The organism is Aquipuribacter sp. SD81 (assembly GCF_037153975.1).
GTDB lineage: Bacteria > Actinomycetota > Actinomycetes > Actinomycetales > JBBAYJ01 > Aquipuribacter.
On sequence record NZ_JBBAYJ010000010.1, the window covers coordinates 124,488 to 139,883 of the forward strand.

18 protein-coding genes and 1 pseudogene are annotated in these 15,396 nt (G+C 75.0%); 3 read left to right on the forward strand and 16 right to left on the reverse strand.

Features of this window, described 5'->3' with window-relative positions; translation table 11 throughout:
* The first annotated feature begins 354 nt into the window (after positions 1–354).
* A complete protein-coding gene (locus tag WAA21_RS08110) occupies positions 355–735 on the forward strand; it encodes a YciI family protein (protein ID WP_336922274.1) in 381 nt (126 codons plus the stop codon).
* Between the two features lie 19 nt (positions 736–754).
* Here WAA21_RS08110 and WAA21_RS08115 read toward each other — a convergent pair whose 3' ends face one another.
* The gene (locus WAA21_RS08115) at positions 755–1,654 is read right to left on the reverse strand and encodes an alpha/beta hydrolase (protein WP_336922275.1); all 900 of its coding nucleotides are present in this window, start codon (positions 1,652–1,654) and stop codon (positions 755–757) included.
* Positions 1,655–1,663: 9 nt separating this feature from the next.
* On the reverse strand, positions 1,664–2,488 hold the full coding sequence (locus tag WAA21_RS08120) for an alpha/beta fold hydrolase (protein WP_336922276.1): 825 nt from the start codon (positions 2,486–2,488) through the stop codon (positions 1,664–1,666).
* Positions 2,489–2,726: 238 nt separating this feature from the next.
* Between WAA21_RS08120 and WAA21_RS08125 the strand changes: the two genes are divergently transcribed.
* Positions 2,727–3,692 (forward strand): AraC family transcriptional regulator, encoded by a 966-nt coding sequence (locus WAA21_RS08125; RefSeq protein ID WP_336922277.1) that lies wholly within the window; start codon positions 2,727–2,729, stop codon positions 3,690–3,692.
* A 372-nt stretch (positions 3,693–4,064) separates the two neighbouring features.
* On the opposite strand, the gene WAA21_RS08130 is transcribed toward WAA21_RS08125, so the two are convergent.
* The 14 genes from WAA21_RS08130 to WAA21_RS08195 form a co-directional block, all read right to left on the reverse strand.
* Entirely contained in the window at positions 4,065–5,225 is a 1,161-nt protein-coding gene (locus tag WAA21_RS08130; protein WP_336922278.1) for an EscU/YscU/HrcU family type III secretion system export apparatus switch protein, read from the reverse strand.
* A gap of 4 nt (positions 5,226–5,229) precedes the next feature.
* Entirely contained in the window at positions 5,230–5,979 is a 750-nt protein-coding gene (locus WAA21_RS08135) for a flagellar biosynthetic protein FliR (RefSeq protein WP_336922279.1), read from the reverse strand.
* A 31-nt stretch (positions 5,980–6,010) separates the two neighbouring features.
* A complete protein-coding gene (locus WAA21_RS08140; protein ID WP_336922280.1) occupies positions 6,011–6,286 on the reverse strand; it encodes a flagellar biosynthetic protein FliQ in 276 nt (91 codons plus the stop codon).
* Positions 6,287–6,292: 6 nt separating this feature from the next.
* The gene (fliP, locus tag WAA21_RS08145) at positions 6,293–7,144 is read right to left on the reverse strand and encodes a flagellar type III secretion system pore protein FliP (RefSeq protein WP_336922281.1); all 852 of its coding nucleotides are present in this window, start codon (positions 7,142–7,144) and stop codon (positions 6,293–6,295) included.
* On the reverse strand, positions 7,141–7,617 hold the full coding sequence (locus WAA21_RS08150; RefSeq protein ID WP_336922282.1) for a FliO/MopB family protein: 477 nt from the start codon (positions 7,615–7,617) through the stop codon (positions 7,141–7,143). Before WAA21_RS08150 ends, fliP begins: the two co-directional genes overlap by 4 nt.
* 81 nt (positions 7,618–7,698) lie before the next feature.
* Positions 7,699–8,529, reverse strand: coding sequence for a flagellar motor switch protein FliN (fliN, locus tag WAA21_RS08155; protein ID WP_336922283.1), 831 nt, complete (start codon positions 8,527–8,529; stop codon positions 7,699–7,701).
* Complete coding sequence (locus tag WAA21_RS08160; RefSeq protein ID WP_336922284.1) at positions 8,526–9,431, reverse strand: flagellar motor switch protein FliM; 906 nt, start codon at positions 9,429–9,431, stop codon at positions 8,526–8,528. The genes fliN and WAA21_RS08160 overlap by 4 nt, the downstream gene beginning before the upstream one ends.
* Positions 9,432–9,496: 65 nt before the next feature.
* Complete coding sequence (locus tag WAA21_RS08165; protein ID WP_336922285.1) at positions 9,497–10,042, reverse strand: flagellar basal body-associated FliL family protein; 546 nt, start codon at positions 10,040–10,042, stop codon at positions 9,497–9,499.
* A 55-nt stretch (positions 10,043–10,097) separates the two neighbouring features.
* Positions 10,098–10,991, reverse strand: a complete 894-nt coding sequence (locus WAA21_RS08170; protein ID WP_336922286.1) for a flagellar motor protein MotB — start codon at positions 10,989–10,991, stop codon at positions 10,098–10,100.
* A gap of 3 nt (positions 10,992–10,994) precedes the next feature.
* Positions 10,995–11,774, reverse strand: coding sequence for a motility protein A (locus tag WAA21_RS08175; RefSeq protein ID WP_336922287.1), 780 nt, complete (start codon positions 11,772–11,774; stop codon positions 10,995–10,997).
* Positions 11,774–12,082 (reverse strand): flagellar FlbD family protein, encoded by a 309-nt coding sequence (locus tag WAA21_RS08180; RefSeq protein WP_336922288.1) that lies wholly within the window; start codon positions 12,080–12,082, stop codon positions 11,774–11,776. The genes WAA21_RS08175 and WAA21_RS08180 overlap by 1 nt, the downstream gene beginning before the upstream one ends.
* Before the next feature lie 178 nt (positions 12,083–12,260).
* A complete protein-coding gene (locus tag WAA21_RS08185; protein ID WP_336922289.1) occupies positions 12,261–13,436 on the reverse strand; it encodes a flagellar hook protein FlgE in 1,176 nt (391 codons plus the stop codon).
* A gap of 42 nt (positions 13,437–13,478) precedes the next feature.
* Positions 13,479–14,039: a flagellar hook assembly protein FlgD gene (locus WAA21_RS08190; protein ID WP_336922290.1), complete on the reverse strand. Its 561-nt coding sequence runs from the start codon at positions 14,037–14,039 to the stop codon at positions 13,479–13,481.
* An 84-nt stretch (positions 14,040–14,123) separates the two neighbouring features.
* Positions 14,124–14,660 carry a flagellar hook-length control protein FliK gene (locus tag WAA21_RS08195; protein WP_336922291.1) on the reverse strand — a complete coding sequence of 179 codons (537 nt, stop codon included), beginning with the start codon at positions 14,658–14,660 and terminating at the stop codon, positions 14,124–14,126.
* Between WAA21_RS08195 and WAA21_RS08200 the strand changes: the two are divergent.
* A pseudogene (locus WAA21_RS08200) lies at positions 14,644–15,396 on the forward strand (hypothetical protein); the annotation flags it as partial. The gene WAA21_RS08195 and the pseudogene WAA21_RS08200 sit on opposite strands and share 17 nt — an antisense overlap.

The following is a 15,396-nucleotide window of genomic DNA, read 5'->3' on the forward strand; positions in this document are numbered from 1 at the left end:
TGCTCGTGGCCGTTCCGTGGCCGTGCTGCGCCGTCCTGGCACGTGCTCTCTCGGCAGCGCCGCCCGGCTACTTGAGCGCGTCGGCGTGTCGCGCTGCGGAGCTCGAGCGCCCGGCAGCGGTGGGCGGCCACAGCGAAGGAACCGCGCCGTGTCCGACCCGGTCGGTGGCCCGCGGGGGCCGGCGCGTCCTTCGCTGTGGCCGCCTTCGCCTTGGCCGCCGACTGTTGCGTCCCGACGTCGCGGTCCACCCGGAGCCGCCGTCGCCGATGAGATGCGGCGACAGCGCCCGTCTGAGAGACGGGGACGGACCCGGACCTAGATGTGCACCGCACCCGACGACCAGGAGTCACACCGATGCCGCAGTACCTGCTCTCCCTCCCGCACGACACCGAGGAGTCACCGACCCTCGAGACCATGGCGCCGGCGGAGGCGGAGGCCGCCATGGCCGCCGCGGGCGCCTTCATCGACGAGCTGATGGGCTCCGGCGCGTTCCGCTTCGCCGGCGGCCTGCACCCGCCGGCCACCGCGGTCACCGTCGACAACACCGGTGACCGGCTGCAGCGGGTGCAGGGTCCCTACGTCGAGGCGCCGCAGTACCTCGGCGGCTTCTGGGTCATCGAGGTCACCGACGAGGACGCGGCGGTCGACTGGGCCGCCAAGGCGTCCAAGGCCCTCGACTCGGTGGTCGAGGTGCGCGCCCTGCAGGAGGCCCCCACGGACGACGCGCAGGCGTAGGCGACACCGCCGCCCGGTGTCACCCGGCCGCCGTCGCGGACCCTTCTGCGGCCCAGGGCCGGTCGGTTCTGGCGTGGTCCAGCGCCCAGTCCAGCGCGAGGTCGGCGACCTGCTCCCAGCCGGGGGCGCCGCACGTCCAGTGGTCGCGTCCGGGCAGCTCCTCGTACTCGGTGACGGCGGGGCTGCGGTGGTAGTGGCGGGCGTTCGACCGGTTCACCGACGGCGGCATGATGTGGTCCTTCTCGCCGGCGACGAACAGCAGGGGCGCCCGGTCGGCGTCGTAGTCGACCCACGTCTCCTGGTGGCCGGGCTTGAAGTTCGCGAACAGGCCGTACTCGAACACCCAGTGCCCGGGCGCGGCGATCGCGTAGCGCTCCCAGACCGCTCGTGACTCCTCGGCGCTCAGGGTGTTGGTGAAGGCGTAGTGGAACTCCTCGGGCGTGAACCCGACGGCCTTGTGCCGGTTGCCCAGGTCCTTCAGCGCGGGGAAGAGGGACCGGGCCTGCGACAGCGGGCTGACGCGGACGCCCTCGGTCGGGGCCGAGTCGATGACCACGCCGGCGCTACCGAGGCCGCGGGCGAGGAGGAGCTGGGTGAGGATGCCTCCGAAGGAGTGGCCCATGATGATCGGCGGGATGGCGACGGACTCCACGACGCCGGCGAGGTGCTCGACGGTCTCCGGGACCGTGAGGCGGGCGATGACGTCGGGGGCCTCCCGCAGCGCCTCGACCTCGACCTCGAAGCCGGGGTAGGCGGGCGTGAGGACGCGGAGGCCCTTCGCCTCGTAGTACGGCACCCAGTGCTCCCAGCTGCGCGGGGTGACCCAGAGGCCGTGGACGAGCACCACGGTGTCGGGTACGGCGCGTCCGCCGGCCGCGGGCTCGGACGTGGCGGCCGTGGTGGTGTCGGATGTGGTCACAGGGGCTCCTCAGCCGTCGATGAATGCGAGCAGGTCGTCGTGCAGGCGCTGCCGGTCGGTGTCGGGCAGGGCGTGGCCGCTGCCCTCGTAGACCCGCAGCACGGCGCCGTCCACGAGGTCGACGGAGCGCCTGCCCCCGACCTCGAACGGCACGATCTGGTCGTCGTCGCCGTGGACGACGAGGGTCGGCACGTCGACCGCGGCGAGGTCGGCGCGGAAGTCGGTCGCGGAGAACGCGGCGATGCACTCGTAGGCGGCGCGGTGCCCGCAGGCCATCGACTGCAGCCAGAACGCGTCGCGGAACCCCTGGTCGACGTCGTGGTCGCGGTTGTGCCCGAAGAACGGCCCGTCGGCGAGGTCGCGGTACAGCTGGGAGCGGTCGGTGCGCTCGCCGGCGCGCAGGCCGTCGAAGACCTCCAGCGGCAGGCCGTCGGGGTTGTCGTCGGTGCGGAGCATCAGCGGCGGGACGGCGCTCACCAGCACGATCCTCGCCACCCGGGACGTGCCGTGGCGGCCCACGTAGCGGACGACCTCCCCGCCGCCGGTGGAGTGCCCGACCAGGGTGACGTCGCGCAGGTCGAGGGCGTCGAGCAGCTGGGCGAGGTCGTCGGCGTAGCTGTCCATGTCGTTGCCGTGCCACGTCTGGCTCGAGCGGCCGTGGCCGCGCCGGTCGTGGGCGACGACGCGGTGGCCGTGCTCGGCGAGGAAGAGGGCGGTGGCGTCCCACGCGTCGGCGTTCAGGGGCCAGCCATGGCTGAGCACGACCGGGCTGCCACCCTCCCCCCAGTCCTTGTAGAAGATGTGTGCGCCGTCCTCGGTCTCGACGTGCGGCATGAGCGTCCCCTCTCGTCCCGGGTGCGGCCGGCCCCCCGTCCCCCGCACCGGCCCTCGTCGCGGGAACGGTGGCAGCGGCACGGCCTACGGGCAGCGGCTGTGAGGGACCGGGGTGGGGCCCTGAGGGACACACGGACCGCGCGCGCCGCACGCCGGGTGCCGCTCGACCGCGCGCTCGCTCTTGTCCCGGCGGCCGGGCGCCTCCTAAGGTCGCGCGCAGGCTGCGAGGGGAGCTCGGGTGCCTGTCCTGCTCGACACCAGGTCCGTCGCCCCCGAGCTGCGGCGCGAGACCTTCCGCGCGGCCATGACGGACGCGTCCGGGGCCTCGTCCGTGGAGCTCGACGACGCCCCTGGCGGAGTGAGCGGGCGGATGGCCGTCTTCGAGCTCGGGCCCTCGCGCGTGTTCCGCGCCGAGTCGACCGGCATCACGCTGCGACGTGACCGCCGCGCCGCCCGCACGGCCTCTCCGGAGGTCGTCGCGCTGGCGGTGCAGGGTGCGGGCGCCGGGCGCCACCGGGTGGACGAGGACCGTCGGCTCGTGCGCACCGGGGACCTCATGGTCGTCGACATCAGCCGCCCCTTCGAGTTCTCCTGGAGCGGCTGGGGCTCGTCGAGCTCCCTGCAGCTGCCCCTGGACGACCTGGGGGTGTCGGCCGCGACGGCGTGGCGTGCGACGACGCGCCTGCCCGTCAGCCCGTTGTACGGCCTGGTCCGCGCCTTCATGAGCGACCTCGCCGAGAACGCGGCACGGCACAGCGGCGGGCCGGACGCCGTCGTCGTCGGAGAGGTGGGGCAGCAGCTGGCCCGTGCGCTGCTCAGCACGGCGGGCGACCGGGGAGCGGCGGCCCGGGACGCGGTGCAGGAGACGCTCGGGTCGCAGGTCCTCGCGTACGTCCAGCAGCACCTGCGGGAGCCCGGGCTGAGCGCCGGGTCGGTGGCGGCCGCCCTGTGCGTCTCACGGCGTCACCTGCACCGCGTCTGCGCGGCGGCGGGCTTCAGCCTCGAGCAGCTCGTCATCGCCCGGCGGCTGGAGGGCGCGAAGCACGAGCTCGCGACCGCCCGCGGTCGCGCCCGCCCCGTCCACGCGGTCGCGCTGTCCTGGGGGTTCAAGGACCCGCGGCACTTCAACCGACGGTTCCGGGCCGCCTACGGGCTGTCGCCGGACGAGTGGCGTCACGAGGCGGCGGGCCGCGCCGCACCCTGAGCACGGGCCCGCGCCAGCGCCGGTCTGCTCCCACCGCCTGCCGACGTCAAGGGCACCACGTGTCGGACGACGTGCGGTGCGGAGCGGCTACCAGCAAGGCCGCCCAGCCCCGCCTCCTCAGCCGGGCACCCCGACCCGGCACCCGGGGCTCGGCCGCCGTGGCGAGGCGGGCGTCCAGGGTCAGCAGCGTCGCGTCGATGTGTGCACCACAGACCTGGCCGTAGGCGGGCGGGGGACGCGTAGGCGTGGTCGTGCTGCGTGCCGGTGGGCGGCCACAGCGAAGGAACCCATGCCCGTTCCGCCCGGTCGGTGGTCCGCAGGCGGCGGCACCTCCTTCGCTCTGGCCGCCTCAGCCGCCGGCCCCTGGGTGGCTCAGGCCGCAGCGGCGCGACGCCGCCGGCGCGCCCGACCGCGACGCAGCTCCTTGCCGTCGGGCAGGTCGCCGGTGCGCCGGGAGTCGCGGTGCGTGCCCGCCGCACTGCCCTTGGCCCGCAGCGACATGACGAAGGCGAGCACGTGCGCGACGGCGTCGAACAGCTCGCCGGGGATCTCGTCGCCGACCTCGCACGCGGCGTGCAAGGCGCGCGCGAGCGGCACGTCCTCGACCATGGGGACGCGGTGGTCGGCGGCCCGGGCCCGGATCTTCGCGGCGAGCGCGTCGACGCCCTTGGCCACGACCCTCGGCGGGCCGGACCCGGCCTCGTAGCGCAGCGCCACCGCGTAGTGCGTCGGGTTCACGACGACGACGTCCGCGTCGGCGACCGCAGCCATCATGCGGTTGCGGCTCATGGCGATCTGCCGCGAGCGCCGCGCCTGCTTGACCATCGGGTCGCCCTCGGAGCTCCGGCTCTCCTCCTTGACCTCCTGCTTCGTCATGCGGAGGTCCTTCACGGACTTGCGCTTCTGGACGGCGAAGTCCGCGGCGGCCATCGCCACCCCGACCACGACGGCGACCTGCAGCAGCAGCGCCACCGAGCCGCGGAGGGAGTCCAGGGTCGCGCCGAGGCTGAGCGCGCCGGAGCCCATGAGCACCGGCGTCATCCGCGTCACCGCCCACCACGCGACGAGCACGAGCACGACGGTCTTGAGCAGCGTCTTGGCCGCCTCCCACAGGGTCATGAGCCCGAACATGCGCTTGACGCCCTGCAGCGGGTCGAGCCGCTTGGGGTCCGGCTTGAGCTTGGTCCACGCGGGGTGCACGCCGCCCTGCAGCACGTGCGACACGACCGTGGCGACGACCGCCGCCCCCACGAGCGGCACCAGCAGGAGCATCCCGGACCCGACGGCGTCGGACAGCACGTCGAGCGCGACGGCGGGCTCCGGGTCCTCCACGACCCCGGCCGCCCGGTGCACGACCTCCGCGAGCGTGCGGTGACCGGCCGCGACGACGCTCGGCGCGGTCACGGCCATGGCCGCGACCGACGCCCACGCCGACAGGTCCTGCGTCCTCGGGGAGTCGCCCCGGTCCCGCGCCTCCTTGAGCTTGCGCGGGGTGGGGGCCTCGGTCTTCTCCCCCGCACCGCCCTGGGCCACGGCGCTACCCCACGACCTGCACGAGCGTGCCCCCGATACGGTCCGCGGTCGCGACCACCGCGTCGGGCATGGCCACGAACGTGTAGCCGATCAGGGTGAGCGTGAGCAGGATCTTGACGGGGAACGCCGTGGCGAAGGCGTTGAGCTGCGGGGCGATGCGCGTGGCGAGGCCGAGCCCGACGTCGGCGAGGAACAGCACCGCGAGCATCGGCGCCGCGATCTGCACGCCGGCCAGCAGCATCGCGCCGAGCCCGTCGGTGACCGCGACCGCGAACGCGCGGGCGTCGAAGGCGGCCGTCAGCGGCAGCACGTCGAAGCTGCGGAAGAAGCCGTGCCACACCACGAGCCAGCCGTCGGTGACGAGCAGCAGGGTGCCGGCGACGAGCCCCTGGAAGCGGCCGACCACCGACACCTGCCCCTGCGCCATGGGGTCGAACGCCTGCGCCGTCGCGAACCCGCCGAGGGTGTCGACGAGGTCGCCCGCGGTGCGGAAGGCCTGGAACAGCAGGTAGGCGACGAACCCCATGCCGAGGCCCACGAGCAGCTGCACGACGGCGGCGCCCACGAACGGTCCGAGCTCCAGCGGCGGGAGGTCGTCGCGCAGCGTCGGCAGCAGCGGCAGCGCGAGCGCGACCGACAGCAGCGCCTTGACCTGCGCCGGCACGGTCCGGCCCGCGAAGGGCGGCGCCACTACGAGCCAGCCGACGACCCGCAGCGAGCCGAGCAGCAGCGCCGCCAGGGTCTCCGACGGCACGTCGACGGTCATCGCCGTCCCACCACGGCGCTCAGCCGCCCCGGACGAGCTCGGGGATGCGCTCGTACAGCTGCTCGGTGAACAGCGTCGCCTCGGCGATCATCCAGCTGCCGAACAGCAGCAGGCACACCCCGACCGCCACGAGCTTCGGCACGAAGGCCAGCGACGGGTCCTGCATCTGCGTGACGGACTGGAAGAGCGAGACGACGAAGCCCACGACGAGCGAGGCGACGAGGACGGGCGCAGCCAGCTTCGCCCCGAGGACGAGGGCCGCGAGGGCGATCTCGATGACGGTCGCGTCGGTCACCGCGGCCTACCCGTAGGACCCGACGAGCGCGCGGACCACGAGGCCCCAGCCGTCGACGAGGACGAAGAGGAGGATCTTGAAGGGCAGGCTGATGATGACCGGCGGCAGCATCATCATGCCGACGCTCATGAGCGCGCTGGAGACCACGAGGTCGATGACGAGGAACGGCACGAACACGACGAAGCCGATGATCATCGCCGACCGGAGCTCGCTGAGCACGAAGGCAGGGACGAGGGTGGTGATCGGCACGTCGGCGGCCGCCGCGGGCAGCTCCTGACCGGCCGCCTTCGTGATGAGCGCGAGCTCCTCCGGGCGCGTGCTGCCGAGCATGAACTCGCGCAGCGGCTGCAGCCCGAGCGTGAACGCCTCCTCCAGCGGCAGGTCCCCGCCGAGGTACGGCTGCACGGCGACGTCGTTGATCTCGCCGAGCGTCGGCGCCATGACGAACATCGTGAGGAACAGCGCGAGGCCGAGGAGCACCTGGTTGGGCGGGGTCATCTGCAGCCCGATGGCGTTGCGGGTGAGGGCGAGGACCACGACGACCTTCGTGAAGGCCGTGGTCATGAGCAGCAGCCCGGGCGCCACCGACAGACCCGTGATCACGAGGATGAGGACGATCGCCGAGGCGGGCGTGCCGTTGGGGCCGTTGACCTCCAGGGACACCGAGCCGCCCGTCGATGGGTCGGCCGGGGGTGCCGGCTGCGCGGGCGCGCTCGGCGCGGTGGGCGGCTCGGGCGTGCTCGCGGCGGCACCGTCGGCGAGGACGGCGCCGGCGACGAGCGCGAGCAGCAGGACGAGGAGCGCGACCGCGGCGAGGGCGACGGCCCGGCCGGGGTGCGCGCGTCGGGCGGCGCTCACCGTCTGACGGTCCGGTCGCGCGCGACCTGCACGGCGCTGCGCCACGTGCCCGGGTCCAGCAGCGACCCGGCCAGCGGCGAGGTCGAGCGCGGCGCGGGCACCGGGAACGGCGAGGCGGCGCTCACCGAGGGACCGTCGGGCCGGGCCGCGGGGTCGGCGGGAGCCACGGAGGCACCGACGGGCAGCTCGAGGCGCTGCACCGGCTGCTCGGGGTCGGGCAGGGCGGGCTGCTCGGCGAGCAGGCGCACGGCGCCGTCGGCCACGCCGAGCACGAGCACCCGGTCCCCCGCGTCGACCGTCACGACGCTGCTGCGCCGTCCCACGCTCACCCGCGCGAGGACCCGCAGCCGGCGGCCCGGCTGCAGCACGGCGGCACCGGCCCGCGAGCGCGCGACCCGCGTGAGCAGCCACACCGTGCCGAGCACGGCGAGCAGCCCGCCGGCCGAGCGCAGCGTGAGCTCGAGCGTGTCCACGAGGTCCTCCGGGTGGTCTGGGTCGGGCGGGCGGGTGCGTCGGGGGTGCGTCGGGGGTGCGTCGGGCGGGTGACGCGAGCGTCAGTGGACGTCGTCGTCGGGCTCGACGATCTCCGTGATGCGCAGGGCGAAGTCCTCGTCGACGACGACGACCTCGCCGCGGGCGAAGAGCCGGCCGTTGACGAGCAGGTCGGCGGGGCTGCCGATGGGCCGGTCGAGCTCGACGACGGAGCCGGCGGCGAGCTCGAGCAGCTCCTGCACGGTCATGCGGGTGCGGCCGATCTCGGCGGTGACGTCCATGTGGACGCCGCGGAGCATCTCGATGCCGCGCTGCTGGGTGCCGCGCGGCGCCGTCGCCGCAGCGGCCGACGGAGCGGCGGCCGACGCCGACGCGCTCCGCGGGGCGGGGACCGGGGCGGACGGGGCCGGCAGGTGCGCGACGAGCGCGACGTGGACGGTCGCGGCCGGGTCGCCGGCGTCACCGAGGCGGGCGAGACCGGCGTCGGCCCCGGCGGCGAGCAGCTGCTCGAGCAGGGCGGGCGCGGAGACGGTCTCGACCTCGCCGAGCACGCACGGGCCGAGCGCGGTCGCGGCCGCCTCGAGGGCGGGCACGCAGGCGGCGGCGTCCGGGGTGCCGCCGGCGATGGCGGTGAGGGCGTCGGAGGACAGCACCACCGCGACGACACCGTCCGCGGCCCCGCTGAAGCGGGCCGTCACGGCGACGTGGTCGCCCGGCACGGCCGCACCGGCGGTGACGTCGCCCACCGTGGCGGCACCCACGGGCACGGCCACGGCGGTCGAGCCGGGCTCGAGCGGCAGCATCGCGCCCGCGGCGGTCGCCGCCTGCAGCGTGGCGGTCGGGACGTCCGTCACCGGGGTTGCGGGGGTGGCGGAGGGCTGGGCGGCGGTCACTGGGTGTCCTTCCGAGGGTCGACGACGAGGCAGGCGAGCCGGTTGCGGCGGTCCGCGGGCACGGCACGGGCGAAGGGGCGGTCTCCCGCCACGAGCAGGAGCGGGGACTCGGCGCGGTGGCCGAGACGCACGACGTCACCGGGGGCGAGGGCGAGGACGGACTCGCTCGTCATCCGCACCCCGCGCATGCGGGCGCCGACGGTGACGGGCACCTCGCCGAGCCCGACCTCGGCGGCGGGGTTGGTGCGCACGACGGCGCGCTCGTCGCCGGCGGGGTCCAGCAGCGGCTGGATGGCGTCGAAGGGCACGGCGAGGGTGGCGGTACCCGTCACCTCGCCGACGACGACGGTGAAGTCGATGAGGACCATCGCCTCGGCCGGGCCGACGACCTGGGCGAACTGCGGGTTCGTCTCCAGGTGCCCGACCCGCGCGGTGATGGTCGCGAGGGGCGCGAACGCGTACGGCAGCTCCGCGACGACGCGCTCGAGCAGGCCGCGCAGCAGCGCGGTCTCCAGCTGCGTGGCGGGGCGCGCGGGCTGCTCCGCCTCGCCGCGACCGCCGAGCAGCCGGTCCACCCACACCATGGCCACGTCCTGGTCGACGTGCAGCACGAGGTCGCCGATCTGCGGCGAGGTGACGACGGCGAGCAGCGACGGCGCGGGCAGCCCGGCGACCCACTTGCCGTACGTCGTCTGCGTGACCGGGCCCGGCTCGACCTGCCCGTCGCGCAGCATCGACGACATCTGCGTGCCCCACTGGCGCGCGAAGGTCTCGGCCACCACCTGCAGGGCACGGCCGTGCTCGCGCGACAGCTTGACGGGCCGCCGGAAGTCGTAGGGCTCGGGGACGGGCCGGGCCGTGACCGTCCCGCCCGCCGAAGGGGCCCCTGCTGGTGTCCGCACGGATCACCTATCGGCGCGGGGGCACCCTTCTTGAGCCTGACGGGTGAACCCGCGTGGCGGACGGGTCACTGCATGACGAAGGTCGTGAAGTAGATGTCGTAGACGTGGTCGTGGTAGGCGTGCGCGACCTCCTCCACGAGGTGCGCCTTCACCTCCGCCCGCTTCGCCGGGTCCTGCAGCTCCGCCATCTCCTTGCCGGTGAGGTCGGCGATGACGATGTCGAGGGCCTTGCTGCCGTCGAGCTCCGCACCGTGGCCACCGCCCTCCTCCAACGCCGCCTGCAGCGCGATGCCGATCTGCAGGTAGTGGCCGTCGGCGAGGTTGACCGTGACGGGCTCGAGCGCGAGCACCTCGCCGGGCTCCGGCTCGGCGTGCTCCTCCTCGGCCGCGGCCTCCGCCTCGCCCTCGGCGGTCTCCTCGCCGCCGGCGCCGGGCCCCATGAGGAAGAACCACGCGGCGGCGGCCCCGAGCAGGACCACGACGGCCGCGGCGACGACGACGAGCTTCTTCTTCGACTTCGCGGGGGCGGCCTCGTCCTCGCCGCCACCGCCGCCGCGCTGCTGCGGCACCTTGGCGCCCTTGGACAGGGTGCGGTCGGTCACGGTCGACATGTCGGTTCTCCTGGGTGGGCGGGGGCGTGGCTGTGGGTGGGTCGTGCGTGGCGGGTCATCCGCCGACCGCCTCGGTCTGCTCCTGCGCCGCGGCGAGCTGCGGCAGCAGGGCCCGGGCCTCGGCGCGGGCGGTGGAGCGCACGAGCAGGTCGACGCGGCGGTTGACGCGCACGGCGTCGGGGTCGGTCACGGGCACGAGCGGACGCGTGTCGCTGAAGCCGGCGGCGGTGAGGCGGGCGCCGTCCATGCCGTCGACCTCGATGAGGCGGCGGACGACGGTCGCGGCGCGCGCGGCGGACAGCTCCCAGTTCGTCGGGTACGTGCTCGACCCGCGCACGGGCAGGTGGTTGGCGTGGCCCTCCGCGTCGACCTGGCGGGCCGAGCGGGCCAGCGCAGGGGCGATCGCGTCGACGACCACCGCACCGGTCGGCTGCAGCTCGGCGCTGCCGCTGGCGAAGAACACGTCGTCGGCGAAGAGCACGACGACGAGGCCGTCCTCCGTGATGCGGAAGTCCGCGCTGCCCTCGAGGTCCTCGGCCGCGAGCGCCTCGCGCGCCTGGGCGGCGACCTCCTCCAGGCTCGCGAGCTCCGCCTGGGCCTCGGCGACGGCCCGCTGGGCGTCCTCGGCGTCGGCCGGGTCGGCCTGCTCCAGCGCGGTCTCGCCGCCGGCGACGACGAGGCTGACGACGTCGAGCTTCATGGGGTCGACGAGCGGGCCCTTGCCGTCGATGACGGCGTCGCCGCCGGCGACGGCGATGTAGCGGGGTGCGCCGAAGCCGGAGGCCAGGCCCTCGCTGAGGGCCGCGAACTTCTTCTGGTCGACGTTGCTGATGGCGAACATGACGACGAACAGCACCATGAGCAGGGTGATCATGTCGGCGTAGGAGATGAGCCACCGCTCGTGGTTCTCGTGCTCCTCCTCCTCGTGCTTCGCGTGCCGCTTCGCCATGGCTCAGGCCGCCTTCTTGGCGGGCGCGGCGGGTGCGGAGCCCGGCGGCAGGAGGCTCGCGAGCTTGCGGGCGACGACGCGGGGGCTGGCGCCGGCCTGGATGGCGAGGACGCCCTCGAGGACGACCTCCATGCTCGCGACCTCGAGCTCGCTGAGCCGCTTGAGGCGCGTGCCCATCGGCAGGAAGATGACGTTGGCCGAGAGGACGCCCCACAGCGTCGCGAGGAACGCCGCGGCGATGAGGTGCCCGAGCGACTCCGGCTCGGACAGGTTCTCCAGCACGTGCACGAGGCCGAGGACCGTGCCGATGATGCCGACGGTCGGGGCGTACGCGCCGAGGTCGGCGAAGAACTTCGCGCCGTGCTTGTCGGCGGCCTTCTTCGCCTCGATGCGACCCATGAGCACGTCCTGCAGGTCCTCGGGGTCGGTGCCGTCGATCGCGAGCTCCAGCGCCTCCTTGAGGAACGGGTCCTCGACCTTGCTCGCGGCCTCCTCGAGGCCGAGCAGACCCTCGCGGCGCGCCTGCTCGGCGAGCTCGACGACGATGCCGAGCGACTTGTCGGCCTGCACGGCCTTGCCCGTGAACGCCTTGAGCGCGGCCTTGCCGAACTTCGGCACGTCCTTGAGCGTGTTGCCCGCGAGGCCCGCGCCGAGGGCGCCGCCGAAGACGAGCAGCATGGGCGGCAGCAGGAACATGGCGGCCGGGTTGCCGCCCTCCATGGTGTTGGAGACGAAGACGGCCGCGAAGGCGAGCGCGATGCCGATGAGGGTGAGCGGGTCCATCACGCCCTCCTGGTCCGGAGCTCGACGACGTCGGCGCCGTCGTGGGTGGCCTGGGCGGCACGGGCGGCGGGCGCGGGCGGCGCGGCGGCGGCCTCGGCCTCGGCCTCGCCCGACAGCCGGTTGGCCTCGGCGACGACGCGCGCGCGGTACGCGACGACGCGGTCGACGAGCTCGGACAGGGACTGCGTGACGACGTAGCGGCTGCCGTCGATGAGGGTGACGACGGTGTCCGGCGTCTCCTCGGCCCGGTGGATGAGGTCCGGGTTGAGCGAGAACTCGCTCCCGTTGAGCCTGCTGAGTGTGATCACGACGTCCGTCCGTGGGGTGTGGGCGCGGCCTGCCGTCCGTGGCGGGCCGGTGCTGGTGCTGGTGCGTACGGGTGAGGGATCGGCGGGTGCCGGGTGGCGGTGAGGGGTGTCGGGGGTCATCCCCCGGACGGGCGTACGAGCACCCGTCCGGGGGACGCCTCCCGGCTCACGGGGGACGTCAGCGCTTCATGTTGACGAGGTCCTGCAGGACCTCGTCGGAGGCGGTGATGACGCGGGAGTTCGCCTGGAAGCCGCGCTGGGCGATGATCAGGTTGGTGAACTCCTGGGCGAGGTCGACGTTGCTCATCTCGAGCATGCCGCCGGCCAGGGTGCCGCGGCCGTCGCCGGGGACGCCGACCTGCACCGCGCCGCTGTTGACGCTCGGGCGGTACATCGACCCGCCGGCCTTCTCCAGGCCGTTGGGGTTGGCGAAGGTCGCGAGGGCGAGCTGGCCGAGCACCTCGCGCCGGCCGTTGGAGAACACGCCCACGAGTCCGCCGTCGGGGCCGACGCCGAACGACGTGAGGTTGCCGACGCCGTAGCCGTCGGTGGACAGCGCGGCGGCCGTGCTCGTGCCCGCGTAGCCGGTCATGCCGGACAGGTCGAGGGTGATCCCGCCGACCGTCATCGTCGGCGGCGTCGGGTTCGTGCCGTCGGCGGCGAACGACATGGTGGCCGTCGTCGTGCCGGTGAGCGGGTCGTCCGCGGTCACCGTCCAGTCCGTCGCGCTCACCCTGGTGAACTGGACCGTGACGGTGCGGGCGTTGCCCTGCGCGTCGTACACCTCGATGGCGGTGGTGACGGGGTTGGTGCTCGTGGTGTCGGCCGGCAGGTTGCCGCCCATCGTCACGCTCGTGGAGGCCCGCGGCTGCATGAGGACGCCGATCGGGACCGTGAGCGGGCCGAGCGGGCCGTTGGTGTCGACGGTGCCGTTGACCGCGCCCCAGCCCTGCACGAGCGAGCCGTCCGTGGTGACGAGGCGGCCCTGCGCGTCGAAGCTGAAGGAGCCGGCGCGCGTGTAGAGCGTCTCGTTGCCGTTGTCGACGACGAAGAACCCGTCACCGCTGATCATGAGGTCGGTCGCGCGGCCGGTCGTCTGGGCGGCGCCCTGGCCGAAGTTCGTCGCGATGCCCGCGACGCGGGTGCCGAGACCGACCTGGGCCGGGTTGGTGCCGCCGCGGTTGGCGTCGGGCGCGCCCGCACCCTGCAGCAGCTGGCTGAGGGTGTCCTGGAACATGGCCTGCGAGCTCTTGAAGCCCGACGTGTTGACGTTGGCGATGTTGTTGCCGGTGACGTCCATCATCGTCTGGTGGGCGCGGAGCCCGCTGATGGAGGAGAACATGGAGCGGAGCACGGTGGCCTCCTGAGCTGGTTCGGGTGAGGTGCCTGACGGTCGTCAGGCGGGCTGGGCGGCGTCCGTGCCGGTGGTGCTTCCCTCGGTGCTCCCGGAGGCCGGGGCGCCGGTGTCGCTGGGGGTGCTGGGAGTGCTGGGGGCGGGCGGCGTCGTGCCGACCGACGGGGCGTGGAGCTCCTGCACCCGACCGAAGGTCACGTCGGTCGTGCCGGTCGGGGTCTGGACCCGCAGGACGGGCTCGTCACCCGTCAGGACCGCGGCGACGACGACGCCGCGCTGCGGCACGCCGTCCGCGCCGAGGAAGGTGACGTCGGTGCCGACGGTCGAGGCCGCGCCCCAGCGCTGCTGGAACGCGTACGTGCCGGCGGTGGAGTCGGCCACCTCCTGCAGCTTCTCGACCTGCGTGAACTGCGCGGTCTGGGCGATGAACTCGGCGCCCTCGCTCGGGTTGAGCGGGTCCTGGTAGCGCAGCTGTGCGACGAGGAGCTTGAGGAACGCGTCGCGGCCCAGCTCGTCGCCGCGGGTGGGGGCGGTGCTCGTCGGCGTGTACGCGGTGCTCGCGTACGAGCCCGTGACGAGGCCGGCGGTCGGGTCGACGGTCATGCGGCGCTCCTGGGACGAGGGTGGGCGGGGCGGGGGTGTGTGGTCCTCGCGCGGGTGCGCCGGACCAGGCGGGTGCCGGGCTGCTCAGGCACGGACGTCGACCCCCCGGCTCGTGCGCGGCGCCTCGACGCCGCGGGGGTCGGCGACGACGACGGGTCGCCGCGCCTGCTCGGTCGGGCCCGGGCCGGGCAGGTCGCGGCGGCCGGGGTGCCCGGCGGAGCCGTCGGGACGGCCGCCGGGTGCGCCCCAGCCCTCGCGCCACGCCTCGCCGCGCCCGTGGCCCCGGCCGTCGCCGAGGGAGTCGCGGAGGTCGCCGAGGGACTGCCGCAGCGCGTCGCGGGTCGCCTCGTCGCCGCCGGCGAGCGAGACCTGCAGACCGGCCGGGGTCAGCTCCGCGGTGACGCGGACGGGGCCCAGCTCGGCGGGGCTGAGGTGGACGACGAGACGCGTCACGTCGCCGACGGCGCTGGTCGCCAGCCGCGCGCGCGTGACGGCGGCGGCACGGTCGAGCTGCTCGAGGGTGAAGGGCCCGAGGTCGGGCGAGGCGCCGGTGTGCCCGGGGGCGACCGGCACCGGAGCGGCCGCGCTGGCGGGCACGAGGGCGATGGGCAGGCCGGGCACGGTCGACACGAGGGTCGACGCCGGGGTCGCCGCCGGGGTCGACGCCGGGGCCGGCGCGGGCGAGGACGCGGTGGACGAGGAGGTGGACGGGGCGGGGGCGTCGGCGCCGTCCCCGGGCGCGGAGCCGGTGCTGTCCGTGGCCGCGCTGCCCGCGGCGGTCGCGGGGGTCGCGTCGCCGGCGCCGGACGCGGCGGTCGCGCCCGTCGCCGTGGTCGCTGTGGTCGCTGTGGTCGCTGTGGTCGCTGTGGTGGCCGTCGTGGCGGTCGTCGCGGCGGACGCCTCGGTCGCCGTCGGGGCCGACGGGGCCGACGGGGCCGTCGCGGGCGTCCCGTCGACCGCGGTGGTGGCGGGGGACGCGGTGGACGTGCCGGCCGCGGACCCGGCGGTGGACGCGGCGCCCAAGGTGGCGCCGGGCCGGCCCGGGCCGGCGGTCGCCGCGACGGCGGCCGCGACCGTCGCGGTCGTGCCCGCGGCCCCCGGTGCGGGCTGGCCAGACGACGCCGGCGCGAGGTCCTCGGCGGCCGGGTCCCCGGTGGGCTCGGCCCCGCCGGCGGGCTCCACGGCGGTGTCGTCGACCGGCTCGCCGGTGCCGACCTCACCAGGTGCCCCGGCGGTCGGGGCGGCCGGCACGGTGGCCGCGACGGTCGTGCCCGTCGCGGCGGTCGGCTCGGTCGGCGCGCTCGGCGCGCCCGCTCCGCTCGCGCCGTCCGCCGCCGTGGGGGTGCTCGCACGGCCG